14 protein-coding genes are annotated in these 21,049 nt (G+C 37.7%); 4 read left to right on the top strand and 10 right to left on the bottom strand.

Going from position 1 to position 21,049, the window contains the following annotated elements; translation table 11 throughout:
* Positions 1-7: 7 nt before the first annotated feature.
* The 10 genes from AC5LXV_RS03090 to parE all read right to left on the bottom strand — a co-directional run bounded on the left by AC5LXV_RS03090 (position 8) and on the right by parE (position 16,292).
* Entirely contained in the window at positions 8-1,657 is a 1,650-nt protein-coding gene (locus AC5LXV_RS03090) for a glycoside hydrolase family 43 protein (RefSeq protein ID WP_493467349.1), read from the bottom strand.
* 297 nt (positions 1,658-1,954) lie between these two features.
* Positions 1,955-3,412 carry a xylulokinase gene (xylB, locus tag AC5LXV_RS03095; RefSeq protein ID WP_493467350.1) on the bottom strand — a complete coding sequence of 486 codons (1,458 nt, stop codon included), beginning with the start codon at positions 3,410-3,412 and terminating at the stop codon, positions 1,955-1,957.
* A gap of 72 nt (positions 3,413-3,484) precedes the next feature.
* Entirely contained in the window at positions 3,485-4,804 is a 1,320-nt protein-coding gene (xylA, locus tag AC5LXV_RS03100) for a xylose isomerase (RefSeq protein WP_110434625.1), read from the bottom strand.
* 39 nt (positions 4,805-4,843) lie between these two features.
* The gene (xylE, locus tag AC5LXV_RS03105; protein ID WP_493452966.1) at positions 4,844-6,286 is read right to left on the bottom strand and encodes a D-xylose transporter XylE; all 1,443 of its coding nucleotides are present in this window, start codon (positions 6,284-6,286) and stop codon (positions 4,844-4,846) included.
* Positions 6,287-6,556: 270 nt separating this feature from the next.
* Positions 6,557-7,867, bottom strand: a complete 1,311-nt coding sequence (locus AC5LXV_RS03110) for an NCS2 family permease (RefSeq protein WP_493467351.1) — start codon at positions 7,865-7,867, stop codon at positions 6,557-6,559.
* A 251-nt stretch (positions 7,868-8,118) separates the two neighbouring features.
* A complete protein-coding gene (locus tag AC5LXV_RS03115) occupies positions 8,119-9,684 on the bottom strand; it encodes a TerC family protein (RefSeq protein ID WP_493467352.1) in 1,566 nt (521 codons plus the stop codon).
* A gap of 143 nt (positions 9,685-9,827) precedes the next feature.
* A complete protein-coding gene (locus AC5LXV_RS03120) occupies positions 9,828-11,273 on the bottom strand; it encodes a TrkH family potassium uptake protein (protein WP_493467963.1) in 1,446 nt (481 codons plus the stop codon).
* A gap of 14 nt (positions 11,274-11,287) precedes the next feature.
* Complete coding sequence (djlA, locus tag AC5LXV_RS03125) at positions 11,288-12,145, bottom strand: co-chaperone DjlA (RefSeq protein ID WP_493467353.1); 858 nt, start codon at positions 12,143-12,145, stop codon at positions 11,288-11,290.
* A gap of 1 nt (position 12,146) precedes the next feature.
* Complete coding sequence (gene parC / locus AC5LXV_RS03130; protein ID WP_493467354.1) at positions 12,147-14,375, bottom strand: DNA topoisomerase IV subunit A; 2,229 nt, start codon at positions 14,373-14,375, stop codon at positions 12,147-12,149.
* A 27-nt stretch (positions 14,376-14,402) separates the two neighbouring features.
* Positions 14,403-16,292, bottom strand: coding sequence for a DNA topoisomerase IV subunit B (gene parE, locus AC5LXV_RS03135; RefSeq protein ID WP_493467355.1), 1,890 nt, complete (start codon positions 16,290-16,292; stop codon positions 14,403-14,405).
* 222 nt (positions 16,293-16,514) lie between these two features.
* Between parE and AC5LXV_RS03140 the strand changes: the two genes are divergently transcribed.
* The 4 genes from AC5LXV_RS03140 to AC5LXV_RS03155 are packed head-to-tail and all read left to right on the top strand — an operon-like array spanning position 16,515 to position 21,047.
* Positions 16,515-18,965, top strand: coding sequence for a DMSO/selenate family reductase complex A subunit (locus AC5LXV_RS03140; RefSeq protein ID WP_493467356.1), 2,451 nt, complete (start codon positions 16,515-16,517; stop codon positions 18,963-18,965).
* A gap of 14 nt (positions 18,966-18,979) precedes the next feature.
* On the top strand, positions 18,980-19,594 hold the full coding sequence (locus AC5LXV_RS03145; RefSeq protein ID WP_219999831.1) for a DMSO/selenate family reductase complex B subunit: 615 nt from the start codon (positions 18,980-18,982) through the stop codon (positions 19,592-19,594).
* A gap of 1 nt (position 19,595) precedes the next feature.
* Positions 19,596-20,435, top strand: coding sequence for a dimethyl sulfoxide reductase anchor subunit family protein (locus AC5LXV_RS03150; protein ID WP_493467357.1), 840 nt, complete (start codon positions 19,596-19,598; stop codon positions 20,433-20,435).
* Positions 20,436-20,489: 54 nt separating this feature from the next.
* Positions 20,490-21,047 carry a TorD/DmsD family molecular chaperone gene (locus AC5LXV_RS03155; protein WP_493467358.1) on the top strand — a complete coding sequence of 186 codons (558 nt, stop codon included), beginning with the start codon at positions 20,490-20,492 and terminating at the stop codon, positions 21,045-21,047.
* Positions 21,048-21,049: the final 2 nt, after the last annotated feature.

Below are 21,049 nucleotides of genomic sequence, written 5' to 3' on the forward strand. Positions count from 1 at the left end.
CTTAATATTATTGATTATTTTTCACGTAGTAATAATCAAAATCGGCGTAGGATTGATGTTGGTAGGTATCAACTGAGGCGATAAAATTAAACAGTCCGGTAAAACCACCTATTTCTCCTGGTTCTCCATTTACTCCTTCATCCGACAAATAGGTAGCATCTATCTGATTAATGATATTATTCCACTCCTCTTTCTCCATGCGGTAAAAGAGTGAAACAAATCCATCTCGATATGATAATTTGAGTTCAACTTGTCCATTAGGTATGACTATTCTATGATTAACAAATTCAATTCGAGTTCCAAGTTTTGCTTGTAAAATAGTAAGGATGGTAGCGTTTAGTTGTTCACTATAAGTTAAATTTAAGTAGATCCAATTATTAGAATCATAATAGAGCCCAACGCCAGCCGTTTGCGAATAATGTTCAGGATGAAATTCAACTTTAGTTTGAATATCATAATTAAAGGATGTTGCGCGTGTTGCCATAATTGATGGATTAAATTGGGAGAATAGTGAATTTTGTCCATATATTCGCAAATGTCCCGGTCGTTCATGGGTATTCACCCAATTAGGTGTTTGCGCTCTATATGGTGTCATAAATTCTAGTTGATACTCTTTGTCAAAATCATCAATAACATCATGGCTTACTTCACTACCAATAGGTAATGAATAATCAAACTCCATTTTAGCTAAATTTGTTCCATCGGCCATTTCTAACCAGCCATCATCGGTCCATCTCATCTTTTGTATGGAAGTTTCTCGACCCAAAGGATTTAACAATGTCCCATTAAGCGGTCTAGACATTAAGTGAGCAATGTACCACTCACCATCTTGTGCCTCAAATAATGAACCATGACCGGCTTTTTGCATTATTGAATTTGGATTGTACATTTCAAAATGACCTGCGTCTGGGTCACCTAATGAAAATAAATGATTGGGTGATGATGTGACTATCGGTTCTCTTGACGGATGTGGTTCATAAGGTCCATAAATATTTTTAGAGCGACCTATTTCAATGCCATGGGCATAACCCGTTCCGCCGGCAGCAATGATTAGATAATAGTAGTCGAATTTTTTATAAATTTGTGGAGCTTCAGAACATCCTCGAGTAGTAAATCCATTGGTCACTCTTGTCCATGGGCTAATGACTTTACCTTTATTTAAATCTACTTCCGCTATTACTATATTTCCAGGTGCTTGATAACCTTGACGAGTTTCCCATTCTAAGATCGTTAAATAATGTTTGCCATCATCATCGTGGAATAATGCAGGGTCGAAGCCAATGGATGTAAAATAAATAGGATCTGACCAAGGACCTTTTATGTTATCTGCATGAACTGCATAAGCATCAGCATTAAATTCTCTTCCTGCCATGCTAACCATGTGAGAATAAATTAACCAATATTTTTGATTGATCGGATCATAAGATAGATGAGGAGCCCAAATACCTGCCGGTGTATTAGTTCCTGAAAGTTTGATTTCACCATTTTTAAAAATATAATCAACTAATTTCCAATTTGATAAATCATTAGATTGAAAAATTTGAATTGAAGGGTGCCAGTGAAAGGTTGAGGTAGCAATATAGTAAGTCTCATTGACGCGTATAATTGATGGGTCAGGTGACATGCCAGGTATAATAGGATTTTTTATTTTAGGCATTTTTAACAACTCCTAGTGTTATTGTATTGATAAGAAAAAATGTTTATGTCTATGATCGAAATATAATTTATCTGTTGAAACTTTTTTATTATCAAATTTGGTTTTCGGTTTACGAAATTTTGTTAATGGGAGATTGATCACATTCTTAATGTGTTGTTAATAAAAGTAAGGAACTATTAATTTATGATTTTAACTTATTAAATATTAATGACATTTTTGTTAAACATCATTTAATTAGTGAAGATTCTAGGTTAACAGCAGAAAATCATATAGATATGAAATTCTGCTAGTTAAATATCAAGACATTAATGGTTTTAATTGTTGATAAATTTTTCTAAAAATTGAACGTTGTTGTTGGAATTCTGCATGTTTTTTAATATCGGGTTGGTGGGTTTGAACCATTGGTAATGGTGGTAACAGCACCTCTAAGTGAGTATTGGGATTACAGGCAATTTGTGCCAGTTTCGCTGCTCCTAAAGCAGGTCCCACTTCGCTCCCTTCACAATATTCAATATGGTAACCTGAAATATCACTGATCAATTGCCGCCAATAGCCACTACGGGCACCGCCACCAATAATCAGGATTTTATCCGGCGAAGTTCCGGTTTGATGAACAACATCAATACCATCGGCAAGCGCATAGCTGACGCCCAATAATATTGCTTTTGCTAGATCTACCTTGTTATGTTGATAAGTTAGACCAAAAAATACGCCTTTGGCTTCAGGGTTATTATGTGGTGTTCTCTCACCAGATAAGTAAGGTAAAAAGTAGACTGGTGGTTTATCGTCAGACGGTTGTTCCTCAATCAAACTCAATAAGGTAGCAACATCTTTAATGCCTAACAATTGACATCCCCAATCTAGACATGAAGCACAACTTAACATCACTGACATCAGATGCCAGCGATTAGGTAATGCATGACAAAAGCTATGAATTGCCTGTTCAGGTTGGCTGATAAACCGATCAGTAACGGCGAAATAAACCCCTGAAGTACCAAGTGAAAGCATTGCTTGTCCTGGTTGATAAAGACCAACACCGATAGCACCTGCCGCATTATCGCCACCACCGGCAATAACTGGAATTGGATTGATATTCCAGCGTTTAGCAATATCATCAGTAACATAACCAGTTATTTGATTACCTTCAAATAAGGTTGGCATATGTCGTCGACTTAAACCACAAGCATTTAACAATTGATCGTTCCAATCACGGTTTTCAACATCTAACCACATGGTGCCAGCAGAATCAGACATATCTGATGCATATTCGCCTGTAATTTTAAATCGTAAATAATCCTTTGGTAAAAGTACTTTATCTATTTTGGCAAACGTTTCAGGTTCGTGTTTTTGTACCCATTTTATTTTCGGTGCGGTAAAACCTGCCATCATCAAATTGCCAGTAATTTTTCTAGAATTTGGCACTAATTGTTCTAACTCATGACATTCAATATCACAACGGCCATCATTCCATAAAATTGCTGGCCTTAATACTTGAGATGAACTATCTAATAATACAGCACCATGCATTTGTCCACTTAGGCCAATTGCCTTGACTTGGGTTAAGTCATGCTTATGACTAAGTTCTTGTATTGCTGAATCGGCTGCTTGCCACCACTGCTGTGGATCTTGTTCGGACCATAATGGATGAGGACGCGATACAGAGAGTGGCTTGGTATTTGATGCCACAATACGTTGTTTTTCATCCATTAAAATTACTTTGACACCGGAAGTGCCTAAATCAATACCAATATACATATCTGCCTCCATTATGTAGCTATCAGAACTATAGACATAATAGTTCTGAACGGTAAATACACAATGATTTTTTTAGCCAAAAATAGCTTTATTAACAATATTTTCTAATTGCTCTTGAGCACCGCTACGCGCTTTAGGTTGTAGATTATTTACTAGGCTATATTGAGCAATTTCTTGTAGCGACATATTCCCTTGTAAAATGTCTTTACCTAGATTTTTGTCCCAATCGGCATAACGCTCAGCTACTTTTTGATCTAATCGCTTATCTTCAATCATTTTTGCTGCACATTTTAATGATAATGCCATGGTGTCGATGGCACCAATATGGCCATGGAATACATCATATTTATCAATGCTTTGCCGTCTTATTTTGGCATCAAAGTTAAGTCCACCAGTGGTAAATCCGCCACTTTTTAAAATTTCATACATAACCAGTGTGTTTTCCTCGACACTATTTGGAAATTGATCGGTATCCCACCCCAATTGTGGATCCCCTCGATTAGCATCAAGTGATCCAAATATATCTAAGGCAATAGCTGAAGCGACTTCATGTTGAAATGAATGACCGGCAAGTGTTGCATGATTCGCCTCAATATTGACCTTGATTTCCTTCTCTAAGCCAAATTGTTTTAAAAAGCCATAAATGGTTGCGACATCGTAATCATATTGGTGTTTGGTTGGCTCTTGTGGTTTTGGCTCAATGAGTAATGTGCCGTTAAAACCAATCTTATATTTATTTTCGACAACTAATTGCATGAATTTACCAAGTTGTTCACGTTCTTGGCGTAAGTTAGTATTTAACAGCGTTTCATAACCTTCCCGACCACCCCACAGTACATAATTTTGACCACCTAACTTATGAGTAGCATTCATTGCATGGACAACTTGAGTGGCAGCACAGGCAAAAACTTCCGGATCAGGATTGGTTGCTGCACCAGCGGCATATCTTGGATTAGTGAAACAATTTGCTGTTCCCCAGAGTAGCTTAACGCCTGTCTGTTGTTGCTTTTCTAGCAAGATATCGGTCATTATTGATAAATTGTTGATATATTCTTGAATCGAATTGCCTTCAGGAGCAACATCCACATCATGAAATGCATAAAAAGGAACATTCATTTTATAAAAAAACTCAAAGGCAACATCAGCTTTAGCTTTTGCGTTACTTAATGGATCAGCGCTAGATTGCCATGGATAGTTAAATGAACCCGAACCAAACATATCTGTTCCAGCCCAACAAAAAGTATGCCAATAACAGATAGAAAAGCGTAAATGTTCGGCCATTGTTTTACCCAAAATTATCTGCTCTGGATTGTAATGTCTGAACGCAAAAGGATTATTAGTTTGTGTTCCTTCGTAATTAATGCGTTCTATTTGGTCATAATAATGTTTCATAATATTCTCCTTAATATTGTTTTTAAACTAGGTTTTGGTTTATTTATTCCAGAACTTTTCAAGTTCTTCTAAAGATTTTCCTTTTGTTTCAGGAAGCCATTTCCAGATAAAAATAGCTGCCAGTATGCTAATTGCGCCATATAGCCAATAAGCAAAACCGTTATTAAAATGAGATATAAGATAGGTATTTTTATCCATAATTGGAAAAGTCCAAGATACTAGGTAATTTGTAATCCATTGTGCTGCAACCGCAATGGATAACGCTTTACTGCGGATAGAGTTAGGGAATATTTCTGCTAATAATACCCAGCATACAGGTCCCCAAGAGATAGCAAAAGAAGCGATATAGAACAACATTGCCGCAAGGGCAATACTTGCTGATAACTGTAAATAAAATGTCGTGCCTAATGTGATCATGCCGATTGCCATACCAATGGCACCGATTATTTGTAATGGTTTTCGACCAAATTTATCAACGGTAAAAATGGCAATGGTAGTAAAGGCTAGATTGATAATACCAACTACAATGGTTTGTAATAATGCGGAATCAGTACTAGCACCTAATGTTTTAAATACTTCTGGTGCATAATAAAGAACAACATTAATTCCCATCAATTGTTGAAATGCAGATAATAAAATTCCAATAATAATAACGCCTATACCATATTTTAATAATGAGCTGCTTTTTTTATCACAATTGGATGAGAGGGAATTGATAATGCTTTTTAATGCTTGATCGGCTGTTTGCTTTCCCAAAATGTTAACAAGAATATGTTGAGCTTTGTTTATTTTATTTTGTGCGGTTAACCAACGAGGGCTTTCTGGTACGGTGAATAATAAGGCAAAAAACAGTAATGCTGGAATGGCTAAAGACAAAAACATATATCTCCAACCAACTATATTCAACCAAACTTGATCGCCTGAACTTGCTATGCAGTAATTAACACAATAAACTAAGAGTTGTCCGAAAATAATAGCAAATTGGTTAAACGATACTAGCTTACCTCGAATCTCTGCTGGTGCTACTTCTGCAATGTACATAGGTGATAACATAGAAGCTAAGCCAACACCAATACCACCGATGATGCGATAAAACACAAAGTGAGGTACATATTGAGCTAAATAATAGGGTATTTTTTGCGATTCTACTGTATGAAAGCCTAGTTCCGGCCAAGCGGAGCCAATTGCAGCGATAAAGAATAAAAATGCGGCAATTAGTAATGAATTTCGACGACCAAAACGATTACTTAAATAACCACCCATTAAACCGCCGATAATACAACCGATTAAAGCACTTGCCACACAGAAACCTAATAAGGAATTGGCACTCGTCTCACTTAAATGTTGCGGTTCAACAAAAACTTTAAATATAGATTCAACTGTTCCAGAGATAACGGCTGTATCATAACCAAATAATAGGCCACCTAAAGTTGCAACTAGGGTAATTCGGAAAACATATAGAGAATTGTAATGCGTACTCATATTCATACCTCCCTGTTTATCAAATTAAGTTTTAATTAAATCTAAAACTAAAACTGTTCAATCAATATGCATGAATATTAAGTACAGCAACAATTACTAAATTTTGTAACGATTTTATGTTTTTTGTTTTTTGTGACGCAGATCAAATTCTATAAAGGGTTTAACGAAGGTGAAATGATGGTTGTAATCTGTTTTTAATTTGAGAGCGAATAATTTTATGGAAGAAGAAGCTATTTCTACCATGTTAATGGTAGAAATAGTTTGATGAAATTAGTGATGATCAATAAAGATAAATTTCAAAGCAAACAGTAATGCAAAAATGATAACACAGAGGTTTAGCTCTTTAAATTTACCTGTAAATGTTTTCAAAATTACATAAGAGATAAAACCAAGTGCGACCCCTTCAGTAATAGCAAAAGCAAATGGCATCATTAATGCAGTGATAAAGGCTGGCGTTGCATCAGTTAAATCAGACCAGTTAACTTTCATTAAACTAGATACCATTAAGATACCAACAAAAATTAGTGCACCCGATGTGGCATAAGGTGGTACTAAATGCGCTAAAGGCGATAAGAAAGTCATCATTAAAAATAATAGGCCAACTACCACTGCTGTTAAGCCAGTACGTCCACCAACTGAAATGCCTGCGGAACTTTCAATGTAAGTTAATACTGATGAAGTCCCAAATAATCCACCTAGTGAAGAGCTGAAACTATCGATTAACAACGCTTGACGCATTTTAGGAAAACGCCCTTTTTCGTCAGAAAGTCCTGCTTTGTCGGTTAAAGCTAAAATTGTGCCTGAAGAGTCAAACAGACTGACAATCATAACTGAAAAGATAACTCCCATAATACCAATATTAAGCGAGCCAGCTAGGTCAACATGACCAACAACACTGCTAACACTTGGTGGAGCAGAAGCAATTCCTTGATAACTAATATTTGGATCAAGCCATAGCGCAAGTAAGGTAACCGCAAGAATTGAAACTAATACCGCGGCATGAAAATTACGTGATGCAAGAATAATAATGATAAAAAATCCAAGCGAACCTAATAATACTTTAAGTGATAAGATATTGCCTAAGGTTAGTAATGTGGCTTGTGAGCCGACCACAATGCCCATGTTCTGGAATCCCATAAAAGCAATAAATAATCCAATACCCGCACTGATACCCGCTCGCAAACACTGCGGAATATGTTCAATCAACCAATGGCGAACTTTAAATAATGATAATGCAAAAAAGGCTAATGAACCCCAAAATATCGCCCCCATACCGACTTGCCATGAGTAGCCCATCGCACCACATATTCCATAAGCAAAGAAGACATTAAGCCCCATCGCTGGCGCTAAGGCAATCGGTAGATTAGCAAATAGCCCCATTAAAATAGTAGCCAAAGCGGTTACCACACACGTTAGAACAAAGACCGCTGATTTGTCCATGCCAGTTGCAGATAGAATAGAAGGGTTAACAAAGATAATGTAAACCATGGTTAAAAAGGTGGTACAGCCTGCGATAACCTCAGTACTGATGGTGGTTTTCTTCTCTTTGAGTTGAAAAATTTTTTCGAATAGTGAATTCATATGTTAAAGCCCAATTTAGGTTGATAATAATCAATATAATCGCTATTTTTACCTAGATTAATTTGTGGTAAAAATAAAAAAGATACAAAGTTATCACTTCATATCTCAAAAAACGACAAAACACAGCGCTATTATTGCCAGTAATTTATTTTGGTCAAGCGTTATTCATATTAAGAGTAGCCTCGAATTATAGATAGATAATTTTTATAACTTACCATCCAAATAGGTAAAATATCAGCAAACTGGTTGTTTTATGTCTCTAATTTATTTTTAGTAATTTTTACTTTTAAAATACGATGACTTTCAACTTCGGCAACTTCAAATAAATAATCGCCAATCTGGATAGTTTCCCCGACATTAAGTAAATGTTGCGCTTTTTCCATCAATAATCCAGCAAGAGTATGAAATTCCCGCTTATCATCTATAGGAATCGGAACGAATCTGACTAATTCCTCAACTGGAATATAGCCATTAGCTAGCCAACTATTATCATCGATACATTGAATATCATGTTTGGCATCGATTTCCTCTTCTTCGGTTGGAAAATCGCCGGCAATGGTTTCAATAATATCAGTTACTGACACAACACCTTGCATTGAACCAAATTCATCAACCACAAACGCAAAATGGGTTTTGGCTTTTTTAAATTGTTCCAGAGCAACAAGTAAAGAGACAGTTTCCGGAAAGATTAATGGTTGTTTTATTAAAGTACTAATATCAATAGGTTGTTTATTTTGTAAAACATCTTTTAAAAGATCATTAACTTGAATAATCCCTAATGGCTCATCAATTGAGGCATTATCGGTCACCACTAGACGCGAATGAGGATTATCAAATATCTCTTTTAATATCACCTCGCGATCATCATTGATATTGACCATATCTACGTCTAATCGAGAAGTCATAATACTACTAACAGAACGCTGCGCTAAACCTAGTACCCGTTCAACCATGTTTAATTCTTGATAATTAAATACTGATGTTTTCTTATTATTATCCGAGACAACATCAATATTGTGAGTATCGGGATCTTCTTCGACATCGCCCTTGAGCAGATGTAAAATTGCTTCGGCGGTACGTTCACGTAACGGTTTTTTGTTTAATGCTTTTCGGCGATTAAATATGGCTAATTGGTTGAAAAACTCGATCATAATTGAGAAGCCAATAGCGGCATAGAGATAGCCTTTAGGAATAATAAAACCAAAACCTTCGGCAACCAAACTAAAGCCAATCATCAATAAAAAGCTTAAACATAAAATAACTATCGTTGGATGAGAGTTAACAAAATAGGCTAATGGTTTACTGGCAACCATCATAATACCAATAGCAATACAAACAGCGATAATCATGACAGGAATGTGCTCAACCATTCCTACAGCGGTAATTACTGAATCGAGTGAAAATACGGCATCGAGCACCACGATTTGCGCAACGACTGTCCAAAAATGGGAGGTTTTTTTCGGTTTTCCTTCTTCACGGGCAGAACCTTCAAGGCGTTCATTGAGTTCCATGGTTGCTTTGAAAAGCAAAAATAATCCCCCAACAAACATAATTAGTTGGTGCGCATTGAAAGTAATACCAAATTTTGAGAATAGTGGTGTGTTAAGAGTAACTAACCAACCAGTTATCATTAATAATAAAATTCGTGTGATTAATGCAAAAGCGAGGCCGGTAATGCGTGCTTTATCTCGTTCTTGGGGTGGAAGTTTCTCGGCAAGAATGGCAATAAACACAATGTTATCAATGCCAAGGACGATTTCAAGTACAACCAGAGTGGATAAACCAATCCAAATTGTAGGATCCATGATCCATTCCATATGTCAGGTGATTACCTCTAATGAATACAGCACATGCTGCTTGATAATTCTGGCGGTAATTGAGCAAATAATCAATAAAATATTTAAATTTTTAGCTATTTTGTGAAAATTCTTCAAATTAACACTTAATTAGGTGAGGAAAGTTAACTTCGCCAGAATGTTGGCGTAAATAGAACCAACAATGTAAATATTTCCAGTCGCCCAAATAACATATCAACAACCATAACCCATTTCACCATATCACTGACATGAGCAAAATTATCACTGACACTTCCCAGACCAACCCCTAAATTGTTGAGTGATGAAGCAACAATATAAAAGGAGTCAGTAGCGTCAATGCCTGATGTCATAATGATAAATAGACTGACTAAAAATACTAATGCATAGGCAGAAAAGAAGCCCCAAACCGCCTCAATAATCCGTTCTGGTACCACCCGATGATTTAATTTTAATGTATAAATCGCATTCGGGTGAATAAGTCGTTTCAATTCCCGCGAGCCTTGCATAAATAACAGTAGTACACGGACGACTTTTAATCCCCCGCCAGTTGAACCCGCGCAGCCACCAATAAACGAAGCACATAATAGAAAAATCGGTAATGAGGATGGCCAAGTATTAATATCATCAACGGTAAAGCCGACAGTTGCAGAAACCGACACCACTTGTAATACAATTTTATCAATACTCAGGTTTCGTTGTGGCTGATAAAAGTAGATAACAAAGGCACAGATAGCAATTAAAGTAAGAAGGATAAAAATAAACGTTCTAAACTCTTGATCGTGCCAATATACTTTGAGTGAAATGCCATTTAATGCGGCAAAATGTAGGGCAAAATTACAACCAGACAAAATAAGGAAAAGGGTAACAATATAGTTAATTGCCGGACTATTAAAATAGGCTAAATTGTTATCATGGGTTGAAAATCCCCCCATTGATATCGTTGAAAAGCTATGGGAAATTGCATCAAAGATATCCATTCCTGCAAACCACAAACTTATTGCACATAAGGTGGTAAGTAAAATATAGATAGACCATAGTGTTTTTGCAGTTTCAGCAATTCGCGGGCGCATTTTACTATCTTTTTGTGGACCAGGAATTTCGGCACGATAGAGCTGCATGCCCCCAACACCTAATAGTGGTAAAATAGCAACCGCAAGTACGATAATCCCCATCCCACCAAGCCATTGTAACAATTGACGATAAAATAGTAGTGCTTTTGGCAAATGATCTAGATTAATAATGGTTGTTGCACCAGTGGTGGTTAACCCTGAAAAAGACTCAAAAAATGCGGTGGTTAAATTAAGATTGATATGATTATCAAACAAGAATGGGAATGCACCAATAGTACCTAATACTATCCAAAATAATACTACGATAAAAAAGCCTTCTCGGGTGCTCAATTCGTGGCGTTGATTGCGATTAGGAAACCACAATAATCCGCCCAAAATTAATGCCGCAAAAAATGAACGGACAAAAATTGCGCCAGCACCATCACGATAAATTAATGCTACCAGTGCCGGTATTAGCATAAATACCGACAACAGTGATATTAATAATCCGATAATTCTTATAATTGAGCGCCAATGCATCATAGCAATTATCTCTATTTGAATCCACGTGATGCTTTTATAAGGTCATAAGCGGCTTGAATCTCTTGAGCACGTTTTTTGGCAGCCTCCAGCATCTCTTTTGGCAAGCCTTTTGATACTAACTTGTCGGGATGATGTTCATTCATTAATTTACGATAAGCACGTTTAATTTCAGGAATATCAGCCGATGAATCTATTCCTAAAATTTTATACGCATTTTGTAAATCTGTCTGTCGAGAATTGCTTTGATAACCGCCATAATGATTACTTTGATTATACTGATTATTTTGTTGGTACTGACTATTTTGTTGATTATCATAATACCCATGACGAAAATGAAAACTTCCCATCATCATCTGAATATAAATAACCATTCGTTGGCGAGGAATATGAAATTCATCGGCAACAATAAACAAAATTTGTGACTCTTTTTCATCTAACTTGCCATCGACTAATGCTGCTTGGATGAGTTGTTCACAAAAAATATTTAATACATTCCGCCTAAAACGATATTGGAAGTAGAGTTCTCGCAAACGTGATCGAAGTGGGTAATCACTAGCTTTACCACGATTGAATGACTGTTGGGCTAATTGGCGACTGGTGGCATCGAGTTGTAGCCGATCCATAAATTGCCGAGCAAGATTAATATCATCTTGAGTAACAACGCCTTTTGCTTTACTTAAATGTCCCAATACTTCAAATGCAATAGTTAAGTATAGAGTTGGATTTGATTGTGTCCTTTTTTCAGTCAATTTATTGCCCAATGCTTGATATAGCATTGGACCAATAAATAGTCCAATTATAAATCCCCATCCCGATTTTAATACTGAACTTAGTATTAATCCGAAAATAATGGACCAGATCAAAGACATATTATTCGTTCACCTCAATTCGATCGATTTTTTGTAATCCGCGCGGTAATGATGTCCCTTTACGGGCTCGCTCTGCTCTAAAGTTTTGTAAATCAGCTGAGGAAAGCGTGAGTTTGCGTTTACCAACATATAATGTTAACGATGTCTCAGGTGTTATTAGCATCATATAAGCGAGGCTATCATCACTGCCAGAGAGTGAAATAATTTTATTTCCCTTACCTTTAGATAATTCTGGTAAATCTTTTACCGGGAAGATAAGCATTCTACCTGCTTGGCTAATTGATAAAAGCAAGCTCTCTTCAGATATAATTTCTATCGGTGCAAGCACTTTGGCATCGTTAGATAAATTAATTATGGCTTTACCGTTGCGGTTACGCGCGATTAAATCGCTAAATTGACAAATAAAGCCGTAACCAGCACTTGAGGCAAGTAACAATTTTGGGTCTTCATTGGTTGACATTAAAACATGTTCAACGGTTGCGCCAGCCGGTAAGGTCAATTTACCGGTAAGCGGTTCACCTTGTCCGCGGGCGGATGGCAACGTATTTGGTTCAATAGCGTAACTGCGTCCGGTTGAATCGATAAAGACAACCGGTTGGTTACTTTTACCTTTTGCTGCCGCTTTGAAGCTATCACCGGCTTTATAACTTAACCCAACTGGATCAATATCATGGCCTTTAGCCGCTCTTACCCATCCCATTTCTGATAATACAATAGTGACGGGTTCAGAAGGTGTTAATTCTTGCTCGGTAATTGCTTTGGCTTCACTGCGCTCAACAATTGGCGAACGGCGTTCATCGCCATACTTTTCAGCGTCGGCTTGTAACTCTTTTTTGATTAAATTACTCAGCTTTCTTGGTGAAGCAAGTAGAGCTTGTAGTTGATCTCGTTCTTTAGCCAGATCCGCTTGTTCGCCTTTGATGCGCATCTCTTCCAATTTGGCTAAATGGCGAAGTTTTAACTCTAAAATAGCTTCCGCTTGGGTTTCGCTTAAGGCAAATCGTTTAATCAATTCGGCTTTTGGATCTTCCTCATGACGAATGATTTCAATCACTTCATCAATATTTAAAAACGCAATTAATAAACCATCTAAAATATGTAATCTTTTAAGTATTTTATCTAAACGATAATTTAGACGACGTGTTACTGTTAAACGTCGATATTCTAACCATTCGGTTAATATTTCGAGCAATCCCTTAACGGATGGACGATTATCTAGTCCAATCATGTTCATATTAACGCGATAGCTTTTTTCAAGATCGGTAGTGGCAAAGAGATGATTCATTACTTGCTCTAGATCCACGCGATTAGACCTTGGTACAATCACTAATCGAGTTGGGTTTTCGTGATCAGACTCATCACGTAAATCTTCAATTAACGGCAATTTTTTCGCCCGCATTTGCGAGGCAATCTGCTCTAAGATTTTTGCACCAGAAACTTGATGTGGCAAATCAGTAATAACAATATCACCATCTTCTTTTTTCCATACTGCACGCATGCGGATTGAGCCGCGTCCAGTTTGATAAATCTTAGCTATATCGTCTGGTGAGGTGATAATTTCGGCTTCGGTTGGATAATCCGGCCCCGGTATGTGAGCCATCACTTCGCTAAGTGTAGCTTTCGGGTTATCAGCCAACATGATGGCGGCATTGGCCACTTCTCGAATATTATGTGGCGGGATATCGGTTGCCATACCAACTGCAATACCGGTGGTGCCATTTAATAAAATATTCGGTAATCGCGCTGGCAACATTTTCGGCTCTTGCAAAGTACCATCAAAATTTGGGATATAGTCAACGGTACCTTGGCCTAACTCGCCTAATAATAATTCCGCATATTTTGATAGACGTGATTCGGTATAACGCATTGCGGCAAATGATTTAGGATCATCAGGTGCCCCCCAGTTCCCTTGGCCATCAACTAACGGATAACGATAAGAGAATGGTTGTGCCATTAACACCATGGCTTCATAACAAGCACTATCACCATGCGGGTGGTATTTACCTAACACATCACCGACAGTACGCGCGGATTTTTTGAATTTAGCCTGCGCATTTAGCCCTAATTCAGACATGGCATAAACAATGCGGCGCTGCACAGGTTTTAAACCATCACCAATAAAAGGTAATGCGCGATCCATAATGACATACATTGAGTAGTTTAAATAGGCGCTTTCGGTAAATGTTCGTAGCGACTGAACTTCTACTCCGTCATGAGTTATTTCACTCATTATTGTTCCTCTAAATTATTCTGTATATTAGACATCAAGTTCAACTTGGTCACCTTTTTCTTGTAACCACTCTCGGCGATCTTCGGCGCGCTTTTTCGCCAACAACATATCCATTAATGCCATGGTTTCTTCTGTACTATCAAGTGATAACTGCACTAATCTGCGAGTATTTGGATCCATCGTTGTTTCACGCAATTGTAATGGATTCATTTCACCTAACCCTTTGAAACGTTGAACATTCGGTTTGCCTTTTTTACGTTTCAGTTGTTCTAAAATGCCTTCTTTTTCTTCTTCATCTAGGGCGTAATATACTTCTTTACCTAAATCGATACGGTAAAGTGGCGGCATAGCAACAAAAATATGACCATGTTCCACCATCGCCCGAAAGTGACGAACAAACAATGCACAAAGTAATGTGGCAATATGCAATCCATCTGAGTCAGCATCAGCTAAAATACAGATTTTACCGTAACGTAATTGACTCAAATCATCACTATCAGGATCGATACCAATCGCGACAGAAATATCATGAATCTCTTGAGAGCCTAAAACTTCGTCAGAAGAGACTTCCCAAGTATTTAAAATTTTACCTTTCAACGGCATAATCGCTTGATATTCACGATCTCGCGCCTGTTTAGCTGAACCACCAGCAGAATCACCTTCGACTAAAAATAGTTCAGTACGACTTAAATCTTGTGACGAACAATCGGCCAATTTACCCGGTAAGGCCGGACCACTGGTCAGTTTTTTACGAATGACTTTTTTCGATGCGCGTAACCGTTTTTGTGCACTGGAAATTACCATTTCAGCTAACAATTCAGCAATTTGTACATGCTGATTTAACCAAAGGCTAAAGGCATCTTTAACAATCGCCGAAACAAATGCTGCGCTTTGTCTTGATGATAAACGTTCTTTAGTTTGACCTGCAAATTGCGGTTCTTGCATTTTCACGGATAACACATAAGCACAACGTTCCCAAATATCATCAGCGGTTAGCTTTAACCCACGAGGCAGTAAATTACGGAACTCACAAAACTCCCGCATCGCATCAAGTAGGCCTTGGCGTAAACCATTCACATGAGTTCCACCTTGCACCGTTGGAATCAAGTTAACGTAACTTTCGGTTAACAGTTCGCCACCTTCCGGTAACCAAAGTAATGCCCATTCGACCGCTTCTGTTTCGCCGGTATGATTACCGGTAAATGGCTCTTCTGGTAATAGAGTATATCCACTAACTGACTCCATTAAATAATCTTTTAAGCCATCTTGATAACACCAGCGTTGCTCAGTGTTATTAATTTTGTCTTTGAAAATGATTTCCAATCCAGGACAGAGTACTGCTTTCGCTTTAAGCAAATGAGTTAAACGCGGCACGGAAAATCGAGGTGAATCAAAATACTTTTCATCCGGCCAAAAACGTACTTTGGTACCGGTATTACGACGACCACAGGTACCTATCACCTGCAAATCCTCTACTTTATAACCGTTTTCAAAAGCAATTTGATAAACTTGTCCATCCCGGTTGACGGTAACTTCCACTCGTTTGGATAACGCATTAACCACTGAGATACCCACGCCATGCAAACCGCCAGAAAATTGATAATTTTTATTAGAAAACTTACCACCAGCATGTAAACGACAAAGTAAAAGTTCAATAGCCGGCACACCCTCTTCAGGATGAATATCAACCGGCATACCGCGCCCATCGTCAATAACCTCAAGTGAATTATCTTCATAAAGGGTGACTTTAACTTGGCGAGCATGTCCCGCAATAGCTTCATCGACACTGTTATCAATAACCTCTTGTCCCAAATGATTTGGGCGAACGGTATCAGTATACATGCCTGGTCGATGGCGAACAGGATCGAGTCCTTTTAAGACTTCAATATCAACAGCATTATAAGTGGATTGTGACATAACTTTTCTATTTATTCGAATAAATGGTCGTATTATACCAGTCTTTCTTTAAGATGCATGAAATTAAATTTATAATAGCAAGTAAAATAAATTTGTAATTGATAATCATTCTTATTTAATTAATTTATTTTAAGTTAAATTCGATTTTAATCGTTTTTCTGTATTATAATCTTAATAAATTTATTATGATAAATACCTCCCAGATAGAGATGATGGAATAGGATGAGCAGGTCAGAAAATAAGATAACTCGGCGTGATTTTTTACAAAAATCATTAGCAATAAGTGGGGTGGCTGCATTAGCTAGTAATATACAATTACCTTTTGCTTATGCAACGCCTGAGACAGATCCTAATAAAGTGCCGCCAACTAATTCGACTAACGAAGAAAAGATTTTTTATAGTGCTTGTTTAGTCAATTGTGGCAGTCGTTGCCCCTTAAAAGTACATGTTAAAAACGACATTATTACCAAAATATCATCTGAAGATGGAATTAATGATGCTGTTTTTGGAAAACATCAAATTCGACCTTGTCTTCGTGGACGAGCTGTTCGTTGGCGGACTTATGATCCTGAACGATTAAAATATCCAATGCTACGAATTGGTAAACGCGGTGAAGGTAAATTTAAGCGTATCTCGTGGGATGAAGCCATCAATCTATTAAGCGAAAAACTCAAATATACTATTAATAACTATGGTAATGAAGCCATTTATTATCAATATGGCACGGGTACCACTGGTGCAAATATCTCGGGGCGTAACGCTTGTAAACGCTTTTTAAGCACAATCGGCGGTCATCTAAATTATCATGGCGATTATTCCAGTGGACAGATTACCGCGATGCAACCGTTTATTTATGGTAATGCTAAAGCTTCATTATTAGATCAAATTAAGCACTCCGATCTGGTTGTCATGTTTGGTCACAATATTGCAGAAACCCGTATGTCCGGTGGTGGCCAAGTTAACGAAATGTTTAATGCCTTAGCGCAAAGTAAAGCTAGAGTCATCATTATCGATCCACGCCGTAGTGAAAGTGTGGTGGGTTTTAATGCTCAATGGATGCCGATTATCCCAGGAACAGATGCCGCACTGGTCGCTGGAATTATTTATGCTTTACTTGAAAAAGATCGTATTGATGAGGCGATGTTAACCAAATATTGTATTGGTTGGAATGCCGAAACTTTACCTGATGAAGCGCCACTTTTTAGTGACTATAAATCTTATATTTTAGGATTGGGTGATGATGGAATACCTAAAACCCCAGAGTGGGCGAGCAAAAAAACCGGGATTGCGGCCGATCAGATTCGAAAATTGGCGTTAGATATTGTCAATGCCAAAGCTGCATGGATTTCCCAAGGTTGGGGACCACAACGTTGGCAAAATGGCGAGCATACCACAAGAGCGATTATGATCTTACCTATCATTACCGGTCAATTTGGTAAGCAAGGTACCAATATTGGAACTTGGGGGGAAAGTATTACCTATCCAGTACCTGGCTTAAATATGGTTAATCCAATTAAAACCAGTATTCCCTTCTTTTTATGGACTAAAGCGATCGAAGATCCGCTGAGTATGACCGCCAAAAATGCTTATATAAAAGGTAAAGATAAATTAGATGTTGGTATTAAATTCCTTTGGAGTTATGCTAGCAACGTCACCGGTAATCAACATTCTGATCTCAACCGAACTCATCAAATTCTACAAGATGAATCAAAGTGTGAATTTATTTTAGTATGGGATACGCATATGACTGCTTCGGCAAAATATGCCGATTTATTGTTACCAGATGTCTCATCAGTTGAAAGTAACGATTTAATCAATAACTCATATGCATCGGGTGCTTATCATTATGTTATCCGTATGCAACGAGCCATTAAGCCACTTTGGGAAAATCGTCCAGCTTATGATGTATTGACTGAACTATCTGAAAAAATGGGTGTTAAAGACAAATTTACCGAAGGCCGAAGCCAAGATGATTGGATCGCCTATAGTTATGAAAAAATGCGAAAACTCGATCCAAATTTACCTTCTTTTGCTGACACTGATGGTATGGGGGTTGTTGATCGTAAATTAGCTAATAGTGATGCCCATATTGGCTTAAAAGCGTTTCGCGATGATCCAATAAAAAATCGACTAAATACGCCGTCTGGTAAAATCGAAATCTATTCAGAGGCATTAGTCCAAATTGCCGAGCAGTGGGAGTTTGATGAAGGTGATCTGCTCTACCCGATACCGGCTTATTTGCCTGCAATTGAGGGTAGCGAAGATACTCAAAAACGGCAAAAATATCCATTACAATTGATTGGTTTTCATATCAAAGGGCATTGTCACTCAAGTTATAGTAATCTTCCGCAACTTAAAGAAGCGGTGGCAAGTAGTATCTGGATTAATCCATTAGATGCTGAAGTAAGGCAAATAAAACATGGTCAATTGGTTGAAGTTTATAACGATCGTGGCCGACTTTATATTCCAGCTAAAGTCACGCCACGCATATTACCCGGCATTATTGCTATTCCACAGGGATTATGGGCCAAAACCAATGCGGCAGGTATTGATATTGGAGGCTGTATTAATCGTTTAACCTCATTGCGACCATCTGTACTGGCCAAATCTAATCCTCAGCATACCAATTTGGTTGAAATGAAACCATTAACGGTTACGCCGGCGGCATCGTAAGGGAGATGATAAAAATGCAATATGGATTCTATATTAACTCAGCCAAATGCACCGGTTGCAAAACTTGCCAAGTAAGCTGTAAAGATGAAAAAGATAATGCGCTAGGGATTAATTTCCGGCGTGTCTATGAATATGGTGGCGGCAGTTGGCAACAAGTCGATGGATGTTGGCAAAATGATACCTTTGTCTATTATTTATCGGTCTCCTGCAACCATTGCCAAGAACCAACCTGTGTACAAGGTTGCCCAACCGGTGCCATGCATAAACGTCAAGAAGATGGCTTAGTCGTTGTCAATCAAGATATCTGTATCGGTTGTCGTTATTGTGAAATGCGTTGCCCTTATGGTGCACCACATTATGATCATCAAAAACGAGTTATGTCCAAATGTGATGGTTGTTATGAACGTGTCTCGCAAGGTTTAAAACCAGTCTGTGTTGAGTCTTGTCCTCAACGTGCTTTGGATTTTGATGAAATTGGAAAATTGCGTGAGCTTTATGGCCAAGAGTGTGATATTGCACCGTTACCAAGTTCAGAATTAACCAAACCAAGTATTGTGATAAAACCACATCCACAAGCTAAAGTAACCGCTGAATCGTTTGGTTCCATACTTAATCCAGAGGAGGTCTAAAATGCAGGAACTACCACTGGTATTTTTTACGGTAATTGGCCAACTATCAGCAGGAATGATTCTCTTAAGTGGATTATTTTATCTTGTTTCTCGTTCGCCAACTAAATTAGCCATCACGCGAAAGATCTATGCAGTATCGCTCATCTTTATGATGATTGGCATGGGCGTTGCCTCATTACATTTAGGGCAACCATTACGCGCATTGAATGTCATTTTTGGCATAGGGCGTTCACCAATGAGTAATGAAATTTTTACCTTTTGCTTATCATTTGGTATCGCTTTTGCCTTTGTCATACTTAACCATTTTGTTCTATACCCGGATAGTACAAAATTAAAAATCATCAAACCACTATGTCAAAAAATTAACCGCATCCCTGGTTTAAACTATTTATTAGCCACTATGTTGGTCATATTAAGCCAGTTATTTGTATGGTCAATTGTACAAACCTATATGTTACCAACGATTAAAACCTGGAATACCCACTATACTGCAATACAAATGTATACTGCAATGTTAGTGCTAGGCGGTATTGCGGTTACTTGGTTAGGCCTATATCGAATTGGCTATTGTGCTTTTTTTATTGGTAGCTCGGTGATTCTACTAGTAAAAAGACCTTACTTAGAACTCATGACTAGCATCGCCCCAGAGCTAACGAATAATCAACATGACTTGAACGTTATCCAATGTAGATTGTTGATTGGCGCTATGGTATTACTTTTATTAACGATTTTGTTCCGTCGCCATCCAAAAATACTCTATCTATTGGTGTTTATTGGCGTATTTGTCGCCGAAATTTGTGAACGTATTACCTTTTATAATTTGTGGATGATAACCATCTAATGGTGTAATACTTTATACAATATTAATGCAATGATGAATAAAGGATTGAATAGTTTGGATAATCTAACATCTATCACTTTGGCGAAAATATTCGGCGCTTTTTTTTATTATCCACCCAAAAGTGAGCAGATAAATTCATTGCTTGAAGGATTATTACAGGTCGATCAGTTAACCAATTGGCCAAATCAATCCTTAATAACAGAACAGTGCCAAATATTAAAAAAACAGATAGATCATCCTGAAATAGAATATCAATTCTCGCTACTATTTGAAGGTCAAGGTAGTATGATCGCCCCACCATGGGGTTCGGTCTATTTGGATCAAGACAAATTACTCATGGGCGAATCACAAGAACGCTACCGGGTATTCTTACAACAACAAGGTTTGAGGCTCAATACCGGGATGAATGAGCCGGAAGATCAGTTCGGTTTAATGTTAATGGCTTATGCACTACTACTTGAAAAACATCAATTTCAAGCAGCTAAACAATTACTGACCGAACATCTATTAACTTGGGCGCCAGCTTATTTAGAGAGTCTAAAACAAAACCAAATCAGCCCGTTTTACCAAGCATTGGCCATAGTTGCCGAAAACTATTTGCCAATGCTATAAAC

The sequence above is a fragment of the Gilliamella sp. LMG 34359 genome, from assembly GCF_984569085.1.

Excerpts from the sequence above, each read along its gene's own strand:
- AC5LXV_RS03090 (WP_493467349.1), bottom strand. The coding sequence starts at position 1,657 with ATGCCTAAAATAAAAAATCCTATTATACCTGGCATGTCACCTGACCCA.
- xylB (WP_493467350.1), bottom strand. The coding sequence starts at position 3,412 with ATGTATATTGGTATTGATTTAGGCACTTCCGGTGTCAAAGTAATTTTA.
- xylA (WP_110434625.1), bottom strand. The coding sequence starts at position 4,804 with ATGAAACATTATTATGACCAAATAGAACGCATTAATTACGAAGGAACA.
- xylE (WP_493452966.1), bottom strand. The coding sequence starts at position 6,286 with ATGAGTACGCATTACAATTCTCTATATGTTTTCCGAATTACCCTAGTT.
- AC5LXV_RS03110 (WP_493467351.1), bottom strand. The coding sequence starts at position 7,867 with ATGAATTCACTATTCGAAAAAATTTTTCAACTCAAAGAGAAGAAAACC.
- AC5LXV_RS03115 (WP_493467352.1), bottom strand. The coding sequence starts at position 9,684 with ATGGAATGGATCATGGATCCTACAATTTGGATTGGTTTATCCACTCTG.
- AC5LXV_RS03120 (WP_493467963.1), bottom strand. The coding sequence starts at position 11,273 with ATGCATTGGCGCTCAATTATAAGAATTATCGGATTATTAATATCACTG.
- djlA (WP_493467353.1), bottom strand. The coding sequence starts at position 12,145 with ATGTCTTTGATCTGGTCCATTATTTTCGGATTAATACTAAGTTCAGTA.
- parC (WP_493467354.1), bottom strand. The coding sequence starts at position 14,375 with ATGAGTGAAATAACTCATGACGGAGTAGAAGTTCAGTCGCTACGAACA.
- parE (WP_493467355.1), bottom strand. The coding sequence starts at position 16,292 with ATGTCACAATCCACTTATAATGCTGTTGATATTGAAGTCTTAAAAGGA.
- AC5LXV_RS03140 (WP_493467356.1), top strand. The coding sequence starts at position 16,515 with ATGAGCAGGTCAGAAAATAAGATAACTCGGCGTGATTTTTTACAAAAA.
- AC5LXV_RS03145 (WP_219999831.1), top strand. The coding sequence starts at position 18,980 with ATGCAATATGGATTCTATATTAACTCAGCCAAATGCACCGGTTGCAAA.
- AC5LXV_RS03150 (WP_493467357.1), top strand. The coding sequence starts at position 19,596 with ATGCAGGAACTACCACTGGTATTTTTTACGGTAATTGGCCAACTATCA.